At 27.2% G+C, this 19,297-nt stretch carries 21 protein-coding genes and 2 tRNA genes; 6 read left to right on the plus strand and 17 right to left on the minus strand.

The genetic code is table 11. The features are described 5' to 3' along the window. Window positions 1-243: 243 nt before the first annotated feature. Genes AVBRAN12654_RS00460 through AVBRAN12654_RS00500 form a run of 9 tightly spaced genes read right to left on the minus strand, consistent with a single transcriptional unit; the run spans window position 244 to window position 6,921 of the window. Complete coding sequence (locus AVBRAN12654_RS00460) at window positions 244-858, minus strand: YggS family pyridoxal phosphate-dependent enzyme (protein ID WP_336612216.1); 615 nt, start codon at window positions 856-858, stop codon at window positions 244-246. A 4-nt stretch (window positions 859-862) separates the two neighbouring features. Beyond that, window positions 863-2,089, minus strand: coding sequence for an RNA polymerase factor sigma-54 (locus tag AVBRAN12654_RS00465; protein ID WP_214115898.1), 1,227 nt, complete (start codon window positions 2,087-2,089; stop codon window positions 863-865). Continuing rightward, window positions 2,089-2,811 carry an LPS export ABC transporter ATP-binding protein gene (lptB, locus tag AVBRAN12654_RS00470; protein WP_214115900.1) on the minus strand — a complete coding sequence of 241 codons (723 nt, stop codon included), beginning with the start codon at window positions 2,809-2,811 and terminating at the stop codon, window positions 2,089-2,091. Before lptB ends, AVBRAN12654_RS00465 begins: the two co-directional genes overlap by 1 nt. Continuing rightward, complete coding sequence (tsaE, locus tag AVBRAN12654_RS00475) at window positions 2,798-3,196, minus strand: tRNA (adenosine(37)-N6)-threonylcarbamoyltransferase complex ATPase subunit type 1 TsaE (RefSeq protein WP_239803385.1); 399 nt, start codon at window positions 3,194-3,196, stop codon at window positions 2,798-2,800. The genes lptB and tsaE overlap by 14 nt, the downstream gene beginning before the upstream one ends. Next, window positions 3,180-3,440, minus strand: a complete 261-nt coding sequence (locus tag AVBRAN12654_RS00480; RefSeq protein ID WP_214120022.1) for an RNA-binding S4 domain-containing protein — start codon at window positions 3,438-3,440, stop codon at window positions 3,180-3,182. Before AVBRAN12654_RS00480 ends, tsaE begins: the two co-directional genes overlap by 17 nt. 35 nt (window positions 3,441-3,475) lie before the next feature. Then, window positions 3,476-4,255, minus strand: coding sequence for a DUF535 family protein (locus AVBRAN12654_RS00485; RefSeq protein WP_336613739.1), 780 nt, complete (start codon window positions 4,253-4,255; stop codon window positions 3,476-3,478). Then, a complete protein-coding gene (locus AVBRAN12654_RS00490) occupies window positions 4,252-4,800 on the minus strand; it encodes a DedA family protein (RefSeq protein ID WP_336613740.1) in 549 nt (182 codons plus the stop codon). Before AVBRAN12654_RS00490 ends, AVBRAN12654_RS00485 begins: the two co-directional genes overlap by 4 nt. After that, on the minus strand, window positions 4,800-6,380 hold the full coding sequence (gene rny, locus AVBRAN12654_RS00495; RefSeq protein WP_214115917.1) for a ribonuclease Y: 1,581 nt from the start codon (window positions 6,378-6,380) through the stop codon (window positions 4,800-4,802). The genes AVBRAN12654_RS00490 and rny overlap by 1 nt, the downstream gene beginning before the upstream one ends. Next, window positions 6,367-6,921: a 5-formyltetrahydrofolate cyclo-ligase gene (locus tag AVBRAN12654_RS00500; RefSeq protein ID WP_336607822.1), complete on the minus strand. Its 555-nt coding sequence runs from the start codon at window positions 6,919-6,921 to the stop codon at window positions 6,367-6,369. Before AVBRAN12654_RS00500 ends, rny begins: the two co-directional genes overlap by 14 nt. A 45-nt stretch (window positions 6,922-6,966) precedes the next feature. Here AVBRAN12654_RS00500 and AVBRAN12654_RS00505 point away from each other — a divergent pair, with 45 nt between their 5' ends. From AVBRAN12654_RS00505 to AVBRAN12654_RS00530, 6 genes are read left to right on the plus strand one after another with little or no spacing between them, the layout of a single operon-like run. Continuing rightward, entirely contained in the window at window positions 6,967-7,542 is a 576-nt protein-coding gene (locus AVBRAN12654_RS00505; RefSeq protein ID WP_214115921.1) for a TlpA family protein disulfide reductase, read from the plus strand. After that, the gene (gene ftsY / locus AVBRAN12654_RS00510) at window positions 7,542-8,417 is read left to right on the plus strand and encodes a signal recognition particle-docking protein FtsY (RefSeq protein ID WP_214119726.1); all 876 of its coding nucleotides are present in this window, start codon (window positions 7,542-7,544) and stop codon (window positions 8,415-8,417) included. Before AVBRAN12654_RS00505 ends, ftsY begins: the two co-directional genes overlap by 1 nt. Further along, window positions 8,410-9,738 carry a DNA repair protein RadA gene (gene radA, locus AVBRAN12654_RS00515; protein ID WP_214115925.1) on the plus strand — a complete coding sequence of 443 codons (1,329 nt, stop codon included), beginning with the start codon at window positions 8,410-8,412 and terminating at the stop codon, window positions 9,736-9,738. The genes ftsY and radA overlap by 8 nt, the downstream gene beginning before the upstream one ends. Window positions 9,739-9,740: 2 nt before the next feature. Further along, window positions 9,741-10,343 carry a pilus assembly FimT family protein gene (locus AVBRAN12654_RS00520; protein ID WP_336613741.1) on the plus strand — a complete coding sequence of 201 codons (603 nt, stop codon included), beginning with the start codon at window positions 9,741-9,743 and terminating at the stop codon, window positions 10,341-10,343. Next, window positions 10,321-11,079 (plus strand): pilus assembly FimT family protein, encoded by a 759-nt coding sequence (locus AVBRAN12654_RS00525; protein WP_336613742.1) that lies wholly within the window; start codon window positions 10,321-10,323, stop codon window positions 11,077-11,079. Before AVBRAN12654_RS00520 ends, AVBRAN12654_RS00525 begins: the two co-directional genes overlap by 23 nt. Window positions 11,080-11,136: 57 nt before the next feature. Next, on the plus strand, window positions 11,137-11,811 hold the full coding sequence (locus tag AVBRAN12654_RS00530; RefSeq protein ID WP_214115932.1) for a hypothetical protein: 675 nt from the start codon (window positions 11,137-11,139) through the stop codon (window positions 11,809-11,811). Between the two features lie 26 nt (window positions 11,812-11,837). Here the strand turns inward: AVBRAN12654_RS00530 and pepT are convergent, their stop codons facing one another. The 8 genes from pepT to AVBRAN12654_RS00570 form a co-directional block, all read right to left on the minus strand. Continuing rightward, the gene (gene pepT, locus AVBRAN12654_RS00535) at window positions 11,838-13,040 is read right to left on the minus strand and encodes a peptidase T (protein ID WP_336613743.1); all 1,203 of its coding nucleotides are present in this window, start codon (window positions 13,038-13,040) and stop codon (window positions 11,838-11,840) included. Window positions 13,041-13,042: 2 nt separating this feature from the next. Further along, window positions 13,043-14,599, minus strand: a complete 1,557-nt coding sequence (locus AVBRAN12654_RS00540) for an AbgT family transporter (RefSeq protein ID WP_214149724.1) — start codon at window positions 14,597-14,599, stop codon at window positions 13,043-13,045. A 147-nt stretch (window positions 14,600-14,746) separates the two neighbouring features. Then, window positions 14,747-14,831 (minus strand) — tRNA-Leu (locus tag AVBRAN12654_RS00545). Window positions 14,832-14,835: 4 nt separating this feature from the next. Then, window positions 14,836-14,912: transfer RNA gene (locus tag AVBRAN12654_RS00550), tRNA-Arg, on the minus strand. A gap of 53 nt (window positions 14,913-14,965) precedes the next feature. Beyond that, window positions 14,966-16,036 (minus strand): GGDEF domain-containing protein, encoded by a 1,071-nt coding sequence (locus AVBRAN12654_RS00555; protein ID WP_214119720.1) that lies wholly within the window; start codon window positions 16,034-16,036, stop codon window positions 14,966-14,968. Then, window positions 16,033-17,103 carry a GGDEF domain-containing protein gene (locus tag AVBRAN12654_RS00560; protein WP_214119719.1) on the minus strand — a complete coding sequence of 357 codons (1,071 nt, stop codon included), beginning with the start codon at window positions 17,101-17,103 and terminating at the stop codon, window positions 16,033-16,035. The genes AVBRAN12654_RS00555 and AVBRAN12654_RS00560 overlap by 4 nt, the downstream gene beginning before the upstream one ends. Next, a complete protein-coding gene (locus AVBRAN12654_RS00565; protein WP_214115944.1) occupies window positions 17,096-18,175 on the minus strand; it encodes a GGDEF domain-containing protein in 1,080 nt (359 codons plus the stop codon). The genes AVBRAN12654_RS00560 and AVBRAN12654_RS00565 overlap by 8 nt, the downstream gene beginning before the upstream one ends. Window positions 18,176-18,177: 2 nt before the next feature. Further along, window positions 18,178-19,242 (minus strand): GGDEF domain-containing protein, encoded by a 1,065-nt coding sequence (locus AVBRAN12654_RS00570; protein ID WP_214115946.1) that lies wholly within the window; start codon window positions 19,240-19,242, stop codon window positions 18,178-18,180. Window positions 19,243-19,297: the final 55 nt, after the last annotated feature.

The raw sequence follows: 19,297 nt of genomic DNA on the forward strand, positions 1-19,297 counted from the left end.
TATTATATTGTTAATTTCAATATTTTAAATATAAAGATATTTTAGAACTTATATATATTTTATTTTGTATTTGTAATAAACAATATTTACGATATTAAAGATTTTGGAATTTAAAATCAAAACTTTATATAAAACTAAAAAATAATATCTTAAAATAGCTCTTATTATTTAATAATATTTTATATAAAAATTAAGATAACTAAAACTATAAAAACTTATCTTATAAAATGAAAATTTATTTTATTAATTAAATAGCACGCTGCCTAAGCGTATCATATTTGCTCCACTTTTAATAGCTATTTCATAATCACTACTCATACCCATAGAGCAAATCTTAGCTCCATCTTTTTTAAGCTCATCATAAATCTTATAACACAAATCAAAACTCTTAATAATTTGCTTAATATCATCGCTCATAGCACCTATACACATAACTCCTACAGGTTTTATGAATTTACAATTTTGCTTAATCGCTAAATACTCATCAATTGCTTTACTTGGATTAATACCAGCCTTGCTATCTTCGTTAGCCACATTTATCTCAAGCAATGTATCTAGCTCATAATCAAGTCTAGCATCAACATATTTTGCAAGGTCTAAATTAATGCAACTTTGCCACATAACAGGCTTTGTTTTTATAAGTAAATTAGCTTTATTTTTTTGCAAATTTCCTATGAAATGCCAATTAATATCACTTGATAATTCAGCTTTTTTTCTAGCTAAATCTTGTACTTTGTTTTCGCCAAATTCAATTTGCCCTAATTTATGTAAAGCCATTATTTTCTCATCTGTTGTGTATTTACTAACCGCTATAATTCTTATATCTTTATATTTTTCTTTTAGTTCTAAATAAGTCATTTTTCTACCTTAATGAATATAATTTTTTTCTCTCGCTTGAGCTTGGAATATCTAGTAATTTTCTATATTTTGTGATAGTTCTTCTTACTATTTTTACATTAAATTCTTTTTCTATTTTTTCTAAAATTAATTGATCGCTTAAAGGTTTTAAGTGATTTTCATTTTTGATTAATTCACTTACAAATTCTTTGATGGTTTTATTACTTGTGCCATCGTTTAATTCTGCTGCAAAAAAGTCTTTAATAGCTATTATCCCACGATTTGAGCTAATGTATTTATTAGCTATTGCACGGCTAATTGTGCTAGTATTTCTATCAAGTTCGGTTGCTAAATCCTGCATTTTTAATGGCTTAATATCTCCACCTAAAAAATAATCATATTGATATTCAACTATCATTAAGGCAAGTTTTTTTAAAGTCGCCTTTCTCATTTCTAAAGCATCTACTAAATTTTTAGCATTTTTTACTTGTTCTTTTAACTCTTTATAGTCTTGAATTTCAATCTGCGGATAATAATCATCATTGATAATTATTTCTAATTTTCCATTCTCATTTAAAATATAAATATCAGGAATAATCTCTTTGCTATCTTCTAAATCATCAATAAAAGGCGGTAGATTAAAGCTTTTTATAATTCTTATTGCGTCTTTATATAAAGGATTTTTAGTATATTTTGATAAATTATCCAAATCATTTATAAGCTTTTTACATAATAAAAATAATTCATTTTCTAAATTTGCATTCAATAAGCAAAACTCTAAAGCTTCAATATAATTAATAGCACCAACTCCTAAAGGCTCAAGGTAGCAAAATCTCTTTCTAACTTTTTCTATATCTTCTAATAAATATCCTAAACAAATATTTTCATCATATACAAAATATCCATTCTCATCAAGACAACTTATAATAATTCTTGCAATTTCTTGAGATTTTTGAGTAGGAAATAAAGTCTTATTAAGCTGTAATTCTAAATCATCATATATGCTTTTTTTAGCGATATTTAATTCTTCAATCAAACCACCGCCTTTAGAATATAATTGTCTTATACTTTTGTTAGATTTTTTATCATTTATTTCTTTTTTTGAGCTAATTTTTATGCAAGGATTATCTTTTGCTAGATTATTTACTTCATCTTCTAAATCATCACTACTAGCTTGAAGCAGTGGCAACCAGCTTCTAAGGGTTTGAGATAATTTTGGCTTTTGGCTTACTTGCTGACGAACTTTTAACATTATAAAGAAAAGTTTTTACCTAAATATTTGCTTTTTACTATTTCATTATTTGCAATTTCTTTAGCACTTCCACTAGCTAAAATACTACCACTATCTAAAACATAAGCTTTATCACAAATTCTAAGGGTTTCACGGACATTATGGTCAGTAATTAATACGCCTATATTTAAATCTTTTAAATCCTTAATAATGCTTTGAACATCATTAATACTTTTTGGATCAACCCCAGCAAAAGGCTCATCAAGTAATAAAAACTTAGGCTCTAAAACTAAAGCTCTAGCTATTTCTAATCTACGACGCTCCCCACCGCTAAGACTTTTTGCAAGGCGGTCTTTTCTATCATAAATCTTTAAAAGATTTAATTTTTCTTCTATTAATTCATCTATATTTTTAAGCCCTTTAAGTTCTGCTGCAATTTGCATATTTTCCCAAACACTTAAATCTTTTAAAACGCTTGAATCTTGTGGTAAATAACCAATGCCTAGAATTGCGCGTTTGTGAAGTGGCTCGTTAGTAATATTTAAATCATCTAAAAAAATATCCCCAGCACTAGGGCTAACAAGTCCGCAAATCATATAAAATGTAGTAGTTTTTCCTGCACCATTACTTCCAAACAATCCTACTATTTGAGAATTATCCATACTAATATCTACATTTTTTATAATTTCTATATTTTTTATACTTTTTTTTAGACCACACGCTTTTAAATTAACTAAACTCATAAAGCCTACCTTCATTATTAGCGCTAATTTTTACAATCTTGTATTCAAGTGCAAATTGCTCTAATATTTTTATAAAATCATCATCAGCCCATTCAATTAAATGAAGACCATCATTAAACAAATTCTCAAAAAGACCATTTTCTATAAAAGCTTTTGTTCCTTTTTGATAAATATCATAATGATAAATCGTATTAGTATCGTTTTTATAAGTATTTAATACACTAAAAGTTGGAGAAATTGCTTTTTGATTTAATTTTTTATTTGCTATTTTATTTACTAAAGTAGTCTTTCCACTAGCTAAATCACCTTGTAATAAATAAATCCCATTATCACCAAACTCATTTACCACTAAATCTAAATTATCTAAATTAGCTTTGATTATCATCTAGTTTTTCCACATATTCATTTGATTTTGCTTTAGCTACATTTTTGGTTGTAGGTAAAGCTAATACCTTAAATCTAATTTGCTCGTTTAAAAGATTTAGACTTATAATATCGCCGACTTTTACTTCTTTACTAGGTTTAACAACATTTCCATTTATACAAATAACGCCGTTTTTACACATATCAAGTGAAATTGAACGGCGTTTTGTGATATTTACTGCATTTAAAAATTTATCTACTCTCATAAAGAGCATTTTAGCTAGTTAGGAATAATTATTGCTTACAATTTAATCGTTTTTAAGAACTCAAATCTTTTTTTATACATTGAGCGTTTTTTTGATGGTATTTCTTCTAAATCTTTTTGCAAATATTCTAATACATAAAATGATTTTTCTTCTTTAATAATTTTTGTATTTTCTTGCCATATTTCGTCATAATTTGGTATTACAAATACTCTTCCATCTCTTTTTCTATTGCGTTTAAATCTTGATACTAAAAATCTATCCTTTACTCCGCAAACTTTATTTATACCTAAAAACTCAGCAAAAATAAAAGCAAAAAATATAATAAAATTAAGCGGTCTTAAACCAAAATAAACTTTAGTAAATTCTTTTATCTCATCTTTAGTATTTAAATTACCCTGTAAGGCTGTGATTAATAAAGCATCATTTAATAAAACAAAACTTAAAGAATATAAAAGCTCATTTTTATAATGCAAATGAATTGTAAAAAGTCCTTCGCTAATTACTTTAGGATTTGAGCTAAGCATAATTTTTAAATCAAATTCGTTAAAAATAATCTCATCATTACTTAAAATATCCAAAAATCTATTTGTAATAATTTCTAAATCTCTTTTAAAACATTCATTTGAATATTCAAAAGTAAAATTAGTAGCCCCGTATTTTTTGCATAACATATCATTGTGATATTTTAAATTCTCGCTAAATTTATTAGATAATTTCGGATAATCTAGTAGAATTTGATTTAGGAATTTATGATTTTTAAAATGAATTATCTTTCTTAAAAAAAATCTAATATTTAATAATTTCTTAGTTTTCATTTTTTCGCTTTTATTTTTAAATATGTAAAAATTACAATCAATAAAACAAGTAAAATAATTGGCATATAAGATGAATATTCATCAAAAGTTTTAGCCAAGCTATCTCCTAAATAAAACGCCGCATAAAACACCACAACAGCCCAAATAAAACAAGAAATTAGATTATAAATACTAAATCTAAAAAAGCTTAATTTTGAAATCTCAGCTGCTATTGGACCTAAGGTTTTAAGCCCATAAACAAACTTACAAACTAAAGTAAAAATAAAGCCATTTTTTCTAAATAAAACTACTAAAAGAGCTAGTTTTCTTTTATGCTTTACAAGATGTTTTTGAAAGTCTTTTTTACTAGCTCTAGTAAAATAAAATAAAGCTGACGAGCCTAAAAAATTACCCACAAAAGCTACTAAAATACTAATATAAGGATTTACATTATAAGCACTTGCAAACACTCCTAAGGCAAGCAGTGCTAACATACCGCCGCCTAAAGAGTATAAAAATACTAAAATATATCCGTATTCTACAAATTTTTCTATAAATTCTTGCATTATTTCGCTAGCTCCACAGCTCTAGTTTCACGGATAACATTTACTTTAATTTCTCCTGGAAATTGTAAGCTGCTTGTTATTTCACTAGCTATTTCTTTAGCTAAAAGAACACTTTCATCATCATTAATTAGCTTAGCATTTACAATAACTCTAATTTCACGACCAGCATTAATTGCATAAGCTTTTTTAACTTGAGAATGTTGTTTTGCAATAGCTTCAAGCTCACTAACACGCTTTAAAAACGCTTCTAAAACTTCTCTTCTAGCACCTGGTCTTGCCGCACTTAAAACATCAGCCGTGCAAACTGCAGCAGCTTCAATACTTAAAGCATCTTCATGCCCGTGATGAGCAAAAATAGCGTTTAATACCACAGGATGCTCTTTGTGCCTTTCACAAACCATAGCACCTAAATCAACATGGCTACCTTCATATTCGTGAGTTAAAGCCTTGCCAATATCATGTAAAATTCCAGCACGCCTTGCAAGTCTTGTATTACCACCACATTCAGCTGCGATAATTCCTGCTAAATGTGCAACTTCTAAGCTATGTGCTAATGCGTTTTGTCCGTAACTTGCACGATATTTTAAACGGCCAATTAATTTTACTAATTCAGGAGCCATTTTTGTAAGTCCTAAATCCATTATGATATTTTGACCTTCATTAAACATTTCTTCTTCAAATTCTTTTGAAACTCTTTCGTGTAATTCTTCAATTCTAGCTGGCTGAATTCTTCCATCATCTATTAATAAATCAATTACTTTTTTAGCAATTGCACGGCGTAAAACATTAAATGAGCTAATAATAATTGCGTTTGGAGTATCATCAATAATTACATCAACACCTAAAACCATTTCAAGTGTTTTTATATTTCTTCCTTCTTTACCAATAATTCTTCCTTTTAAATCATCACTTTTAAGATTTATTACGCTAATTAATCTCTCACTTGCATATTCACCTGCAAATCTAGTAGTAGCTTGCGCTAAGATATATCCTGCTTTTGCCTTTGCTTGAGATTTTGCTTCTTCTTCGCATTTTCTTACAATATGAGCGATTTCATCTCTTGCATCTTCTTTAGCTTGATTTATTACTAATTCTCTTGCTTCGCTTTGAGTTAAACCACTTATATTTTCAATACTGCTTAATAATTCTTGCATTTTTGCTTCGCAAGATTTTTTAAGCATATTTGCTTCTTCCATCAATTCATTTGCAGCTTGCTCGCTTTTTACAATACTTGCTTTAAATTCATCTAATTTTTGTTCGTTTATTGCTAGAATTTGCTCTTTTTTCTCAATTTCTAGAATTTTCTTATCGTGTTCTTTTTGAAGTTCTAAAATCTTTTCATCATAAGATTTTTTATAACTCAACTCAATCTTACCCTCACTTGCTTTGGCATTTTCTAGAACTTTATCAGCATTTCTTAGTATTTTTTCAGCTTCATATTCAATCACTTTTGCTTTTGCTTTTGCTTGTTCTTCGTGAATTTTAAAATGAGCTTCGTGTATTCTTTTGGCTACTAAAACTCCTAATGCTCCTCCTAGAATAAATACCGCTAATAACGATATAATTTCAACTAATGTCATAACTTCTCTTTCTTTTTATTGTTTTACCATTTGCGATATAAAAATCGCCTTGAATATCCGATTTTAAACAAATTTTGTTTTTAGTAACGGATTTTATATTTTGAATAAAAATAATTAATAAATCATAATCAATTTTAGAAAAAGTTCTATCGTAAAATCCTTTGCCAAAACCTACTCTTCTAAAATCCTTATCAATTCCTAAAACAGGTATAATTGCAATATCAATTTTAATATTTTCAATCTTACTTGAGCTTTCTTTTATTTTAAATCTAACTTCACTTAATGGAAACCTTAATTTATTAAAAGCTAAACTATTATCACTAAGCATTTTTGGAATATAAATATTGAATTTTTTACATAAAAATCTTTTGTATTTATATAGATTTATTTCTTTATCTTTTGCAATATAAATTAAAAGATTTAATTTTTTATTTGTTTTAACTTTAGATATTATTTTTAAAATAGCTCTAAAACTTCCGTAATTTTTACAAAATTTATAATTTTCTTTATGAAATTTTTCTCTTATTAACTTTTTATCCATAATCTAACCTAAAAAATTTATAAGCATATTACATAAGGAATTAAAATGAAAGCTATATTGCTAAGCGTTGCTTTATTGTTTTTTACCGCTTGTTTTGATAAGAAAGAAGATAAAAAAGAAGAAGAAAGCGAACAAATTACTCAAGTTGAAGTTAAAAAAGAACCTGATTTTAATAGACTAATTAAATTCTCTTTAAAATTTTATAATAGTGATGAGATTTTTGAAATTAAAAGAATTAATAATGATAATAAAGACTTAGAATTTACTTCAAATGATAAAATTATATTATTTAATTTCTTTACTACTTGGTGCCCACCTTGTAAAGCTGAAATTCCACACTTAAATGATTTGGCATTAAAATATAAAGATAGATTAAGAGTTATTGGCGTTTTATTAGAAGATAAAAGTGATGAAGAAATAGCTAAATTTATTAAGGATAATGGTATTAGCTATGATATTGTTACAGGTGATAATAATTACACATTTTTAAAAGTTTTAGGAGAAATTAACGGCATTCCATATATTGCTTTATACGACCAAAATGGTAAAAACATAAACAACTATCTAGGTGCAGTTTATGAAGAAATGCTTGATATTGATATTCAAAAGGTTATGAAATAATGTTAGATTTTTTAAAAAAAGGCTTAGCAAAAACACTTGAAGCTATAAATCAAGTAAAACCAAAAAACGAAAAAATAAGTAAAGATTTATTAGAAGAAATGCTAGTAAATGCTGATATTACTTATGAAATAGTAGAAGAGATTTTATACTACTTACCACCTAAAGATATAGTTGAAAGAGCAGATTTAGAAAGAGTAATGAGCTCATATTTTATGTATGAAAATCCTAATTCAAATTCTAATGATAAACCATTTGTAGAATTAATATTAGGTGTAAATGGAGTAGGAAAGACTACAACCATAGGAAAATTAAGTAATTTTTATAAAAATCAAGGCAAAAAAGTTTTACTAGGAGCTTGTGATACTTTTAGAGCAGGTGCAATTATGCAACTTGAACTTTGGGCTAGTAAGAATAATTGCGATATTGTAAGCACTAAGCAAGGGCATGACCCAAGTGCAGTTGCTTTTGATACCATTACAAAAGCACTTAGCAAAGGTTATGATAATGTTATTATTGATACAGCAGGAAGATTAGAAAATAAAAAAAATCTAGCAAATGAACTAGAAAAAATAATAAGAATTTCATCTCGTGCTTATGAAAACGCTCCACATAGAAAAATTCTAGTCCTAGATGCAACTCAAGGCAATAGTGGTATTAATCAAGCAAAAGTTTTTAATGATTTAGTAAAGCTTGATGGAGTAATTATTACTAAACTTGATGGAACAAGTAAAGGTGGTTCATTATTTGCAATCGCAAGAGAATTAGAGCTACCAATTTTATATTTTGGATATGGAGAAGGTGCAAATGATATTGCTCCTTTTAAAGCAAATGAATATTTAAAGGTTCTTTTAGACGGAATTTTTAACAATGGCTAAGAAAAAATCAAGCCTTTATGAATGCCAAGCTTGTGGTAATCAACAAATTAGATTTTTAGGCAAATGCCCTGAATGTGGGGCATTTAATTCATATTTAGAATTAAATCAAACTCAAATTGAAGTATTAAAAAACGAAATAAAACCAAATTCAAACAAAGCAGTTAGCATTAAAGAAGTTTTAATTGAGCAAGTTGATAGATTTTCAACTTATGATAAAGAGCTTGATTTGGTTTTAGGTGGCGGGCTTGTTGTAGGCTCATTAGTTTTACTAGGTGGCTCTCCTGGTGTTGGAAAATCAACTTTACTCTTAAAAACCGCTGCAAACTTAGCGAAAAATGGCAAAAAAGTCCTTTATGTTAGTGCTGAAGAGAGTAAAAGTCAAATAAAACTTCGTGCAAATAGATTAAATGCTAATGAAGATAATTTGTTTTTACTTACAGAACTTTGTTTTGAAAATATTAAAAATGAAGTTTTAAGCAATAATTATGAAGTCTTAATTATAGATAGTATTCAAACTATTTATTCAGAAAATATAAGTTCGTGCGCTGGTTCAATCACTCAAGTAAGAGAGCTTACATTTGAACTAATGAAACTAAGCAAAAGCAATAATATTAGCACATTTATAATAGGACATATCACTAAAGAAGGCTCAATTGCAGGACCTAGAGTGCTTGAACATATGGTTGATGTGGTGCTTTATTTTGAAGGTGATGCTAGTAAGGAATTAAGAATTTTAAGAGGCTTTAAAAATCGTTTCGGAAGCACTAGCGAAATAGGCATTTGGCAAATGAGTGAAAATGGACTTATAAGTGCAAACAATATTAAAACTAGATTTGTAGGTAAAAATCACGCAGGAAGTGCTCTAACTATTATTTTAGAAGGTAGCAGAGCAATTACTCTTGAAGTTCAGGCTTTAGTATGTGAAAGTGCTTATGCTAAAAGAAGTGCAACGGGATTTGATAGAAATAGACTTGATATGATTTTAGCCTTGCTTGAGAGAAAATTAGAAATTCCACTTGCAAGATATGATGTATTTATAAATATTAGCGGTGGGATAAAAGTTAGCGAAACTGCTGCTGATTTAGCAGTTGCAGCTGCTATAATATCTAGCTTTAAAAATAGAGTTTTAAGCAATGAGAGTGTATTTATTGGGGAGCTTAGTTTAAATGGTGGAATTTGCGAAGTTTTTAGCCTTGACATTAGACTTAATGAAGCAAAAAATCAAGGTTTTAAAAATGCTATAATTCCAAATAAAAGTAATTTTAAAGGTATTAAATGCTTTGTAGCTAATGAGTTAGCTCAAGTTTTAGAATGGATGTAAGTATGAAAAAAGCTTTTACTATGATTGAATTATTAGTTGTTATGGTTGTTGGTGCTATACTTAGTGCGGTTGCTGTTTCTAAAATACATACAAGTGAATTAATAGATGCTGCTAGAAGTATTGCAAACGATATTAGATATACAAAAATTCTAGCGTTAGGAGATGATGCTTATGATGGAACAAATAGTTATCATAATAAATATTATCGCTTTACAATACTTCCTAATGAAAATTATGCAATTAACACAATTGAACTAGAAAAAGATAAGTTAAAAACATACCCAATAACAGTATATGCTGAAGATTTTTTAAAACCTGATAAAAGAATATGTGATTTTGAAAAAGATGAAGCGTGTGCTACAAGAACAGCTATTCATACAATTAAAGGTTACAATATTAAATTTACTTCAACCACACCATCAATCCCTAAATCCCCTAATTCGATTACTGATACTATTATATTTAATGAATTAGGAGAGCCTTTAAACTTTAATCAAAATCCAAGTGGTTTTAAAATAGAAATTTCAAAAGGTAGTGATATAGCTTGTATTTATGTAGAACAATATTCTGGATTTGTACATATTGACAAAGCTGCGTGTAAGTAAAAAAGGTTTTACTTTAATTGAATTAGTTTTAGTTTTAGTCGTAGCTGGAATACTCTCAAGTATAGCAATATCAAAAATCAATTCAAATTCTTTAATCCTAGCAGCTAGGAGTTTATCTCAAGATATTTATATACTTCGTGATTTAGCACTAAATTACGATGTATATGATTATACGACAAATTACGATAAATCATATTGGCAAATATATTTTCATTGTGTAGCAAATACAAAAACTTCATATAACAAATACAAATGCAATCATCAAGAATTTGGATATAGTATTTTTAGCGATAGCATAGGTTCTAGCTCATCAAATCCAGATGCAAATGAATTAGCAAAAGATTTATTTGATAAAACAAAACTAATTGGAGCTAGATATGCAGGAATAAGTATAGATGATAATTTGCTTACAACAAGGACAAATCTTACAAAAAGCTTTGGAATAACTAAAATTGATGTATTTTATAATCTAAATAATAAATACAAAAAAACTCACAGAATAATGGTAAATGAATTAGGAGAATTATTTGCAAGTTCATATACTAATAAATCAAAAACTTATAATCTAATAAAAGCTAATTCATATATTATTAGACTAAGCAAATCAACTAATATAGACCAAAATAACTCAATATGTATTGTAATAAATAATGTAGGTTTTACAACAATTCCTAAAAATAATAACGGACAACTTATTTCTAATATCAAAAAGCCTATATATTGTCATAATTTATAAATTACTAAAATATAAAAATACAAATATAGAATTAACATTTTTTAAAAAGGAGATAATATGAAAAAAATTTTATCAACACTAATATGTGTAATCAGCCTAAACGCACAAAACTTCGTAGGTGCTGATTTTATGGTAGGAAAAGCTAAAGATTACGGGCTTAATTTAAGCGATAATGGTATTTATCAAGGAAGAATTTTTATAAATTCTTATAAACTTAGTAATTATGATAATGATTTTGTTTTTGGTGCAGATTTAAGCATTCACGACTTTGATTCAGAATATAAAAATAATATAGAAAGTGGCAAAATTTCAAGCACTTATACTGCTGTTAATGTATTAGGTGGTATTGGATTTTTTAATAATAATGTAGGAGTTAAATCAGGCTTTAATATCTTAGGTGGCTTAGGTCATGAAAAAATCAAAAGCAAAACTAATACTAAAGATTTAGTAGCTAATACTAATTTAATCAAATTAGGAGCTAGCACTATGAATATTTTTGATGAAGGATTAGTTGTTGAAGCTAGTGCTTTTGCAAAATTTTATTTAGATAATAAAAGAGATAAATTATTTAACGAGCAACAAAAAAGACTAAATTATGAAGCAAATCTTATGCTAGGTTATAAATTCACTCGCAATTTAGACGGCTTTTATGCAGGAATTAAAGCAAGTTATACAAATGATGTAATAGCTAAAGGTATTAGATACGGAGTTAATTTAGGATATAGTTTTTAAGAATTTAAAACTAGGAATTAAAATTCCTAGTTTGAATATATTTTTACTAAATTAAGTGCTACTTCATAAGATTTTTCAAGTGATTTAACAGGTAAAAACTCAAATCTTGAATGAAAATTATGCGCTCCTGTGAAAAAATTCGGGGTAAAAAGACCCTTTACACTCAACGCACTTCCATCAGTCCCACCACGCATAGCAATTGTATTTGCTTTAATATTTGATAGTTCAAAAGCTTTATATAATTTATCTAAACTATCTTTATTATCATCGTTTAGAGCATCTTTTAGATTGTAATAAGTATCACTCATTTCTAGTTTAAAACTAGCTTTTTTATATTTATTTTGCATAAAATCAACGCAAGTTTTAATGTATTCTTTTTTCTCTTCAAATTTAGTTTTATCGTGGTCTCTTATATTTAAACACACACTAGCTTCGTTTTGATTTGAGTGCATTTCATTTATCCAAATATATCCATCTTTATCTTTAGTATTTTCAGGGGTTTGCAATCTATCAAAAAGATTTATAAACTCATTTGCTAATAAAGTTGGATTTAGCATTATTTTATAAGCATTCATTGGGTGTGCTGAAACGCCTATTATATTAAGCTTTGCACTTGCTGCATTAAATGTCTCATACATTAATTCCCCAACCTCACAACAATCAATAGTATAAGGATGAGTTGTCCTAAAATCATCTAAATTAAGCTGCTTTGAGCCTAAAAGCCCTATTTCTTCATCTGGCACAAAAGCTAAAAATATATCAGGATAATTAATATCACTATTTTTAAGAGTTTTAATTAAGTTCATAATAACAGCAATTGCAGCCTTATTATCAGCCCCTAAAACAGATGAACCATCGCTAAAAATAATGTCTTCATTTAAATACTTCATAATTTCAGGGTGTTTAGAAATCTCTAAAACTGCCTTGCCTAAATCTAAATCCTTGCCTTCAAATCTTAAAATCTTAGGATTTACACAAGGACTAAGCCCAACATCAATAGTATCAAGATGAGCTACAAAACCTAAGCTAGTCTTAGTTTTATCACCAGCTAAAAGTGCGGTTAAAATGCCATTATCATTTAGCTTAATTTCGCTAAGTCCTAAATTCTCTAGCTCACTTTTTAATAATTTCGCTAATTGCATTTGTCCTTCGCTAGTAGGAGTATTACTCTTACTAGCGTCGCTTTGAGATGAGATTTTTACATATTTTATAAAGTCTTCTACCAACATATCTAACCTTTAAAATTATAAACATAAGTAGTATCAAATCCTAACGGAAGACCTAAAGCCCAGAATATAAATAAACTACCAACTAAAGCTATCCATAAAGCAATACCAAATGGAAGCATTAATGAACTAAGTGTTCCAACTCCTGTTTTTTTATAATATTTTTGACAATAACCAATCACTAATGGGTAAAATGGAAACATAGGTGTCATAACATTTACTGCACTATCACTCGTCCTATATGCTGCTTGAGTAAGTTCAGGGCTAATTCCAAGTAACATTAACATAGGAACAAAAATAACGCTTAATATAGCCCATTTTGATGTAGCTGATGTAACAAAAATATTTAAAAAGCTTGTAAATATAATCACTCCTAAAATTGTAAAAACTGAAGGCATATTCATACTCTTTAAAAACTCAGCTCCTGAAATTGCTAATAGAGTTGAAAGATTTGAAGTATTAAATACATATAAAAACTGCCCGCATACAAAACAAAATACAATAAAGGTAGTAAGAGTATTTAAACTACTAGCAGCCATTTTTGATAAATCACTTGATGTTTTTATAGAGCCACTGATTTTTCCATATACATATCCTGGAATTGCTAAGAATAAAAATACTAATGGAACAATAGCTTTCATTAAAGCCGCATCAGCACTAGTAAGTGAGCCATTAGCACCACGCATAACAGAATTCTCTGGGATTGATACAACAAATAATAATAAAGCCATAAATATAAATGTTAAAGTCGCTCCCCAATAAGCTTTATTTTCTTGTGAGCTTAATTTCTCATTTTCTAAATGAGCGATTTTACAATCACTATCAATAGGCATAGTTTTATTTAGCATAGGCTCAATAATTTTTGAGCTAACAAACCAACAAGCAGCAATTACGCTAAAGGTTGAAAAAATACTTAAAAAATAATTACATAATACATTTACGCTTATTTCAGGGTCAATTGTCCTTGCTGCTTTTTGAGTAAATTCTTGCATTAACGGATCAACTACACTTGGAATATAACTAGCACTAAACCCACCTGCAAGTGCAGCAAATGAAGTAGTAATTCCAGCTATTGGATGGCGACCTGCACTATAATACATAGCAGCTGCAATTGGCATTAAAAATACATAAGCACTATCTGATACTATATGGCAAAATATAGAAATTAATATAACCACAGGAACAACAATGCTTTTTGGAACTATTCCTATCATTTTAATTAGTAATGCTCTAATATAACCACTGCCTTCTGCAATACTAACTCCTAAAGTAGCAACTAAAACTAATTGTAAAGCAGGAAAAGTTATAAAATTAACGCCTAATCTAACTATTAATTCAGTTAAATTATGAATTTCAAACATATTTTTAACTACAATTTTTTCGTGACTAACTGGATGAATATAAGAAAAGTCAATAAAACTTAATGCAAAACTTAAAATCATCACAATAAAAAATGCAATTAAAAAAAGAATTGTAATATCAGGTAATTTGTTTCCTAATACTTCAATTTTGTGTAAGATTTTTTCAAATCCATTTCGTTTGATTTGCTGGTTTTCTACCATTAAGGCTCCTTTTTGATAAAATGAAAGGACTTATGTTACAATAAAATCAGATTTTAAGCAAAGAAAATTAGCACTTTTATGTATTAATGTAACTTTTCGTAACAAATATTAAAAATATAATTGAAAAAGTATAACTAAGATGATAAGTGGTGCGGATGAGAGGACTTGAACCTCCACGCATTGCTGCACCAGATCCTAAGTCTGGCGTGTCTGCCAATTTCACCACATCCGCTAAGTGGTACGCCCAAGAGGATTCGAACCTCTGACCTACGGCTTAGAAGGCCGTTGCTCTATCCAGCTGAGCTATGAACGCACACTAAAAATAAAAGCTGTATATTATCCTAATAAAATTAATTTTTGCTTAAATTAAATTATATTTTTTATTATTTTATTTCTACCTGTATTTTTAGCCTCATATAAACACTTATCAACTCTTGTTATATATTCATCTAAAATATTATTAGCAAAATTATCTTCTATAAAAACTAAACCTATACTAACGCTAGTAGTTAAGCTTTCAACAGAAAATGTAGAATTTGAATACTCTATTCTAAAATTCTCACAAGCATTTTCAAAATCTAAAGCAGATACATTATAAGCTAATATTAAAAATTCTTCTCCACCCCATCTACAAATCAAATCAGTATATTCTCCAAAATGCTTTCTCATTAAATTTGCACAATTTTTTAATACTTCATCTCCCACACTATGTCCGTAAGTATCATTTACTTTTTTAAAATAATCAACATCTATTAAAGCAATACTTACCTTACTTTTAATATTTAAATCTTCAATACTATCTATAAAACACCATCTATTCATAAGTCTTGTTAAATAATCAAAATTTGCACTTTTATCAAGCTTTTTATTTATATTTTGTCTATTTTCTAATTCAATATATATTTGTTTTCTTAAAACACTTGATACAATTACGAAAATAGTTGATACTACAATCCCATTAAAACAATTAAAATAGAATTTAGAACCATCACTAAATAAATATAAAGGTATATCTAAAGAATAATCATTCACACAAAAAAAATAATACATTGCCAAATAATAAATAAGTCCGAAAGTCGCTATTAAATATATAATGTATTTTTTCCTATAAATACCTATATAAAAATAAGATATTATAGGTAATATATAATATTCAAACCCATAACCCCACCCAAGATAATAAATTGAGCTAGCAGAAAAAACAAAACAAGAAAAAAAAGTAACATAAATACAAGCATTAAAATTATTACTCTTAACAAATACCAACGATACTAAAAATAATCCAGCTAGCATAAAATACGTTAAAAACAAATAAGGAATATCATTAATTATCATTATTAAAGCATATACTAAATTAAAAACTAAAATACCTTTCATAATTTTTTCAGCTTGTAAAACTTCTACTAGCTCATATTTTCTTTTTTCAAAATCTATCATATTTGTCCTAAAACTATAGTTTCTACTTTATTTTTACCTGATTTTTTACCACTATATAAGGCATTATCAGCTTGAGATAGCATATAATCTATACTTTCAAGTCTTAAAGAATAACAAATTCCAAAAGTAATTGTAGTTTTCCTAGCATTATAACCATCTTTATGAGTATAGTTAGCAAAATCTTCCCTAATCTCATTCATTAGTTCTTCACTTTCATCTATGCTAAGACCTGTTAATAGCATTAAAAACTCTTCTCCACCCCATCTAGCTACATAACTAGAAGCTCTTTTAGATATTTTATCTTTAATGATTTTTGCTGTATTTTTAAGAACAATATCTCCAAAATTATGACCGCACTCATCATTTAAACTCTTAAAATTATCAATATCACCTAAGACAATTACCATAGAACGAATCTGGTCTTTTTGAAAATAATTATGATATATATGTAAAATTTCATTCATTGCACGACGATTTAAAATATTTGTCAAATAATCATAATCAGCTTTATTTTGTAATTTAATGCTTTCTTTTTCTAATATTTTACTTTCATTCTCATCAATACTATGCGTATAAAACGAATAAAAAATAATTACAGAAGTAATATTTATAACATTAAATACATATACAAAAACCATATATTCGCTTTCAAAATCAGGAACATCTTTTGTAATAATTATTGTAACTATAAATAAAATAATTTCAAAAATACCAATAATCAAAGGATATTTAGAACTGCTAAAGTCATGAACATAGCCAAGAGATAAAAGTGCTATCATAACTATTAAAAAACCATATCCTTGCCCTAAAATATATGTGCAAATTGAACAAGACAGCAAAACAGAAGCATGTGTAAAATAAACAGCAATATTATGATATTTGTCAATTTTTAAAATAAAAATCGTAGCTACTAAAGCAATAAAAGCTTCAATAAACTTAATATTAACCATAGGATAAAGACCTAGAAAATAAAACACACTCCCATAAGTAGTATGGGTTATTGTTAGTAAAATCATTGTGATTTTTACTAATTGTCTTATATTATCTATCTTTCTAAATTCATTCATCTTCTATACGCTTTGCTTCTATCCTATTTCTACCGCTATTTTTTGCCATATACAATAATTCATCAACTTTTTTAATATAATTATCAAAATTACTATATGAAAAATCGCCATTTACATGCAAACAACCAACACTAGCACTTATCGTAAAATCGCCAGCACAGAATTTATTATTTTTTAGCTCTTTTCTAAAATTATTACACGCTTCATAAAATTCTTCTTCACTGCAACCTAATGCAAATACTAAGAATTCTTCCCCGCCCCACCTAGCAATCATATCAGTATATCTTGAAAAATTAAGCTTTATGCAACTTGCAGTTACTCTTAAAACTTCATCTCCAACACTATGCCCATAAGTATCATTAACTTTTTTAAAAAAATCTATATCTATTAAAGCAAAATGAAAATTCTTTTTATATTGAATTAAATGAATTTTTTCCATAAAAGCCCAACGATTTAGTAAATATGTAAGCGGGTCTGTAGAAGCATTAATACTTAAAACTTCATTTGCATTTTCTTTTGTCTCAATTGTTTTATAAACTTTAATTTTTAAAAAATACATAACAATTATAATTGTAAGACACGCAAATAAGCTATGAATAATATAAAATATGCCATTAATATTGTATCCAAGCACATATAATTGATTTTGTAAAGTATATTTATTAACTTCCATAAATATATACAATAATTCAAAAACTATACTCTCAAAAATTGCTAATGTATAGATAATTTTTCTATTTTCAAATTGACCTACATAACAAAAAGCTATACAAGGTATTAAAAAATATTGAGCTCCAAAACTCCAACCAAAATAAAGAACCATAAAAATAGCATAAACTATACAAACAAAATGCACCGTATATACTAAACTATTGACTTCTAATAAATCTAACTTTTTTAATGAATACAAATATATACAAGCTAAAAACAAATTAACAAACATAGGATAGTTATGACCTAACCAACCCATTAAAATAGATAATAAAAAATATAATGTTGAAAATATAATTAGTATATATCTAGCAATTTTTTTTGCTACAACTAAATCATCTTGATCTAAAAAACTTCCCATATCTAACCTAAATTAACTAACTTTACTCTATTTTTTCCAGAGTCTTTTGCACTATAAAGTGCTGCATCTGCTTTTGTTATCAATACATCTTTATTAATTAAATTTATAGAATAACTAACACCTATTGAAATAGTAACGCTAGTTTCATTTAAATTATCTTTAATTTGTAATTTTTCAATAGATTTTCTACTTTTTTCTAAAGAATTTAAAACATCATTGTAAGAGTAATTGCTAAATAGTATTAAAAATTCTTCTCCACCCCATCTAGCCACATAAGTATTTGTATTGTTTTCATATTCGTTTTTAAACACTTTAGAAACTTCTTTTAAAGCTAAATCTCCAAAATTATGACCATAAGTATCGTTTAAATGCTTGAAATTATCAATATCTCCTATTGCTAATGCTAAAGAATTTACTTCTTTATTTTTTAATTTTTCTAACATATTATCTAATATCTCATTCATAGCACGACGATTTAAAAGTGTGGTTAAATAATCATTTTCAGCTTTATATTGTAAGAATTCTTTTCTAGCATCAAGTTGCTTAATAATCTTGGCGTTTTCTCTATCATTTAGCCAAATATAAACTAGCAATGTAACTACCATAAATAAAAAATTAGCTATATTTATATATGGCATATAAGGATTTGGATAATTTGGAGTATCTTTTGTAATATAAAGCATTACAAAAAAAGCAGTCGCTTCTACAAGTCCTATACCTATTGGAACTAAGAAAGTATTGAAATTTTGTAAATATGCTAATGATAATAAAAGAACTATTATCATAGTAAAACCATAGCCCCATCCAAGATAATAAGTGCAATAACAACAAGAAAATAATATATCTAAATGCGCATATAAAGTAGCAATTGCATATCCCTTGTTTCTTATCAACACTACATAAGCTACTAATAAAGAAATAATAATTTGAATTAAGCTAGAAGGTAATAAGAAATATAGCCCCGTTAGAGTAAAACTAACAGCATATATAAGATGAACTAAGCCAATAATAACAACGGTAACTTTTATTATATATTCAAAATTATCAACTCTTCTAATCTCTTTCAACTTATTTTTCCTAAAACCATAAATCAAAAAATATTTTATAATTTAAACCTAAAAT

This window comes from Campylobacter sp. RM12654 (genome assembly GCF_020137585.1).
Classification (GTDB): Bacteria; Campylobacterota; Campylobacteria; order Campylobacterales; family Campylobacteraceae; genus Campylobacter_E.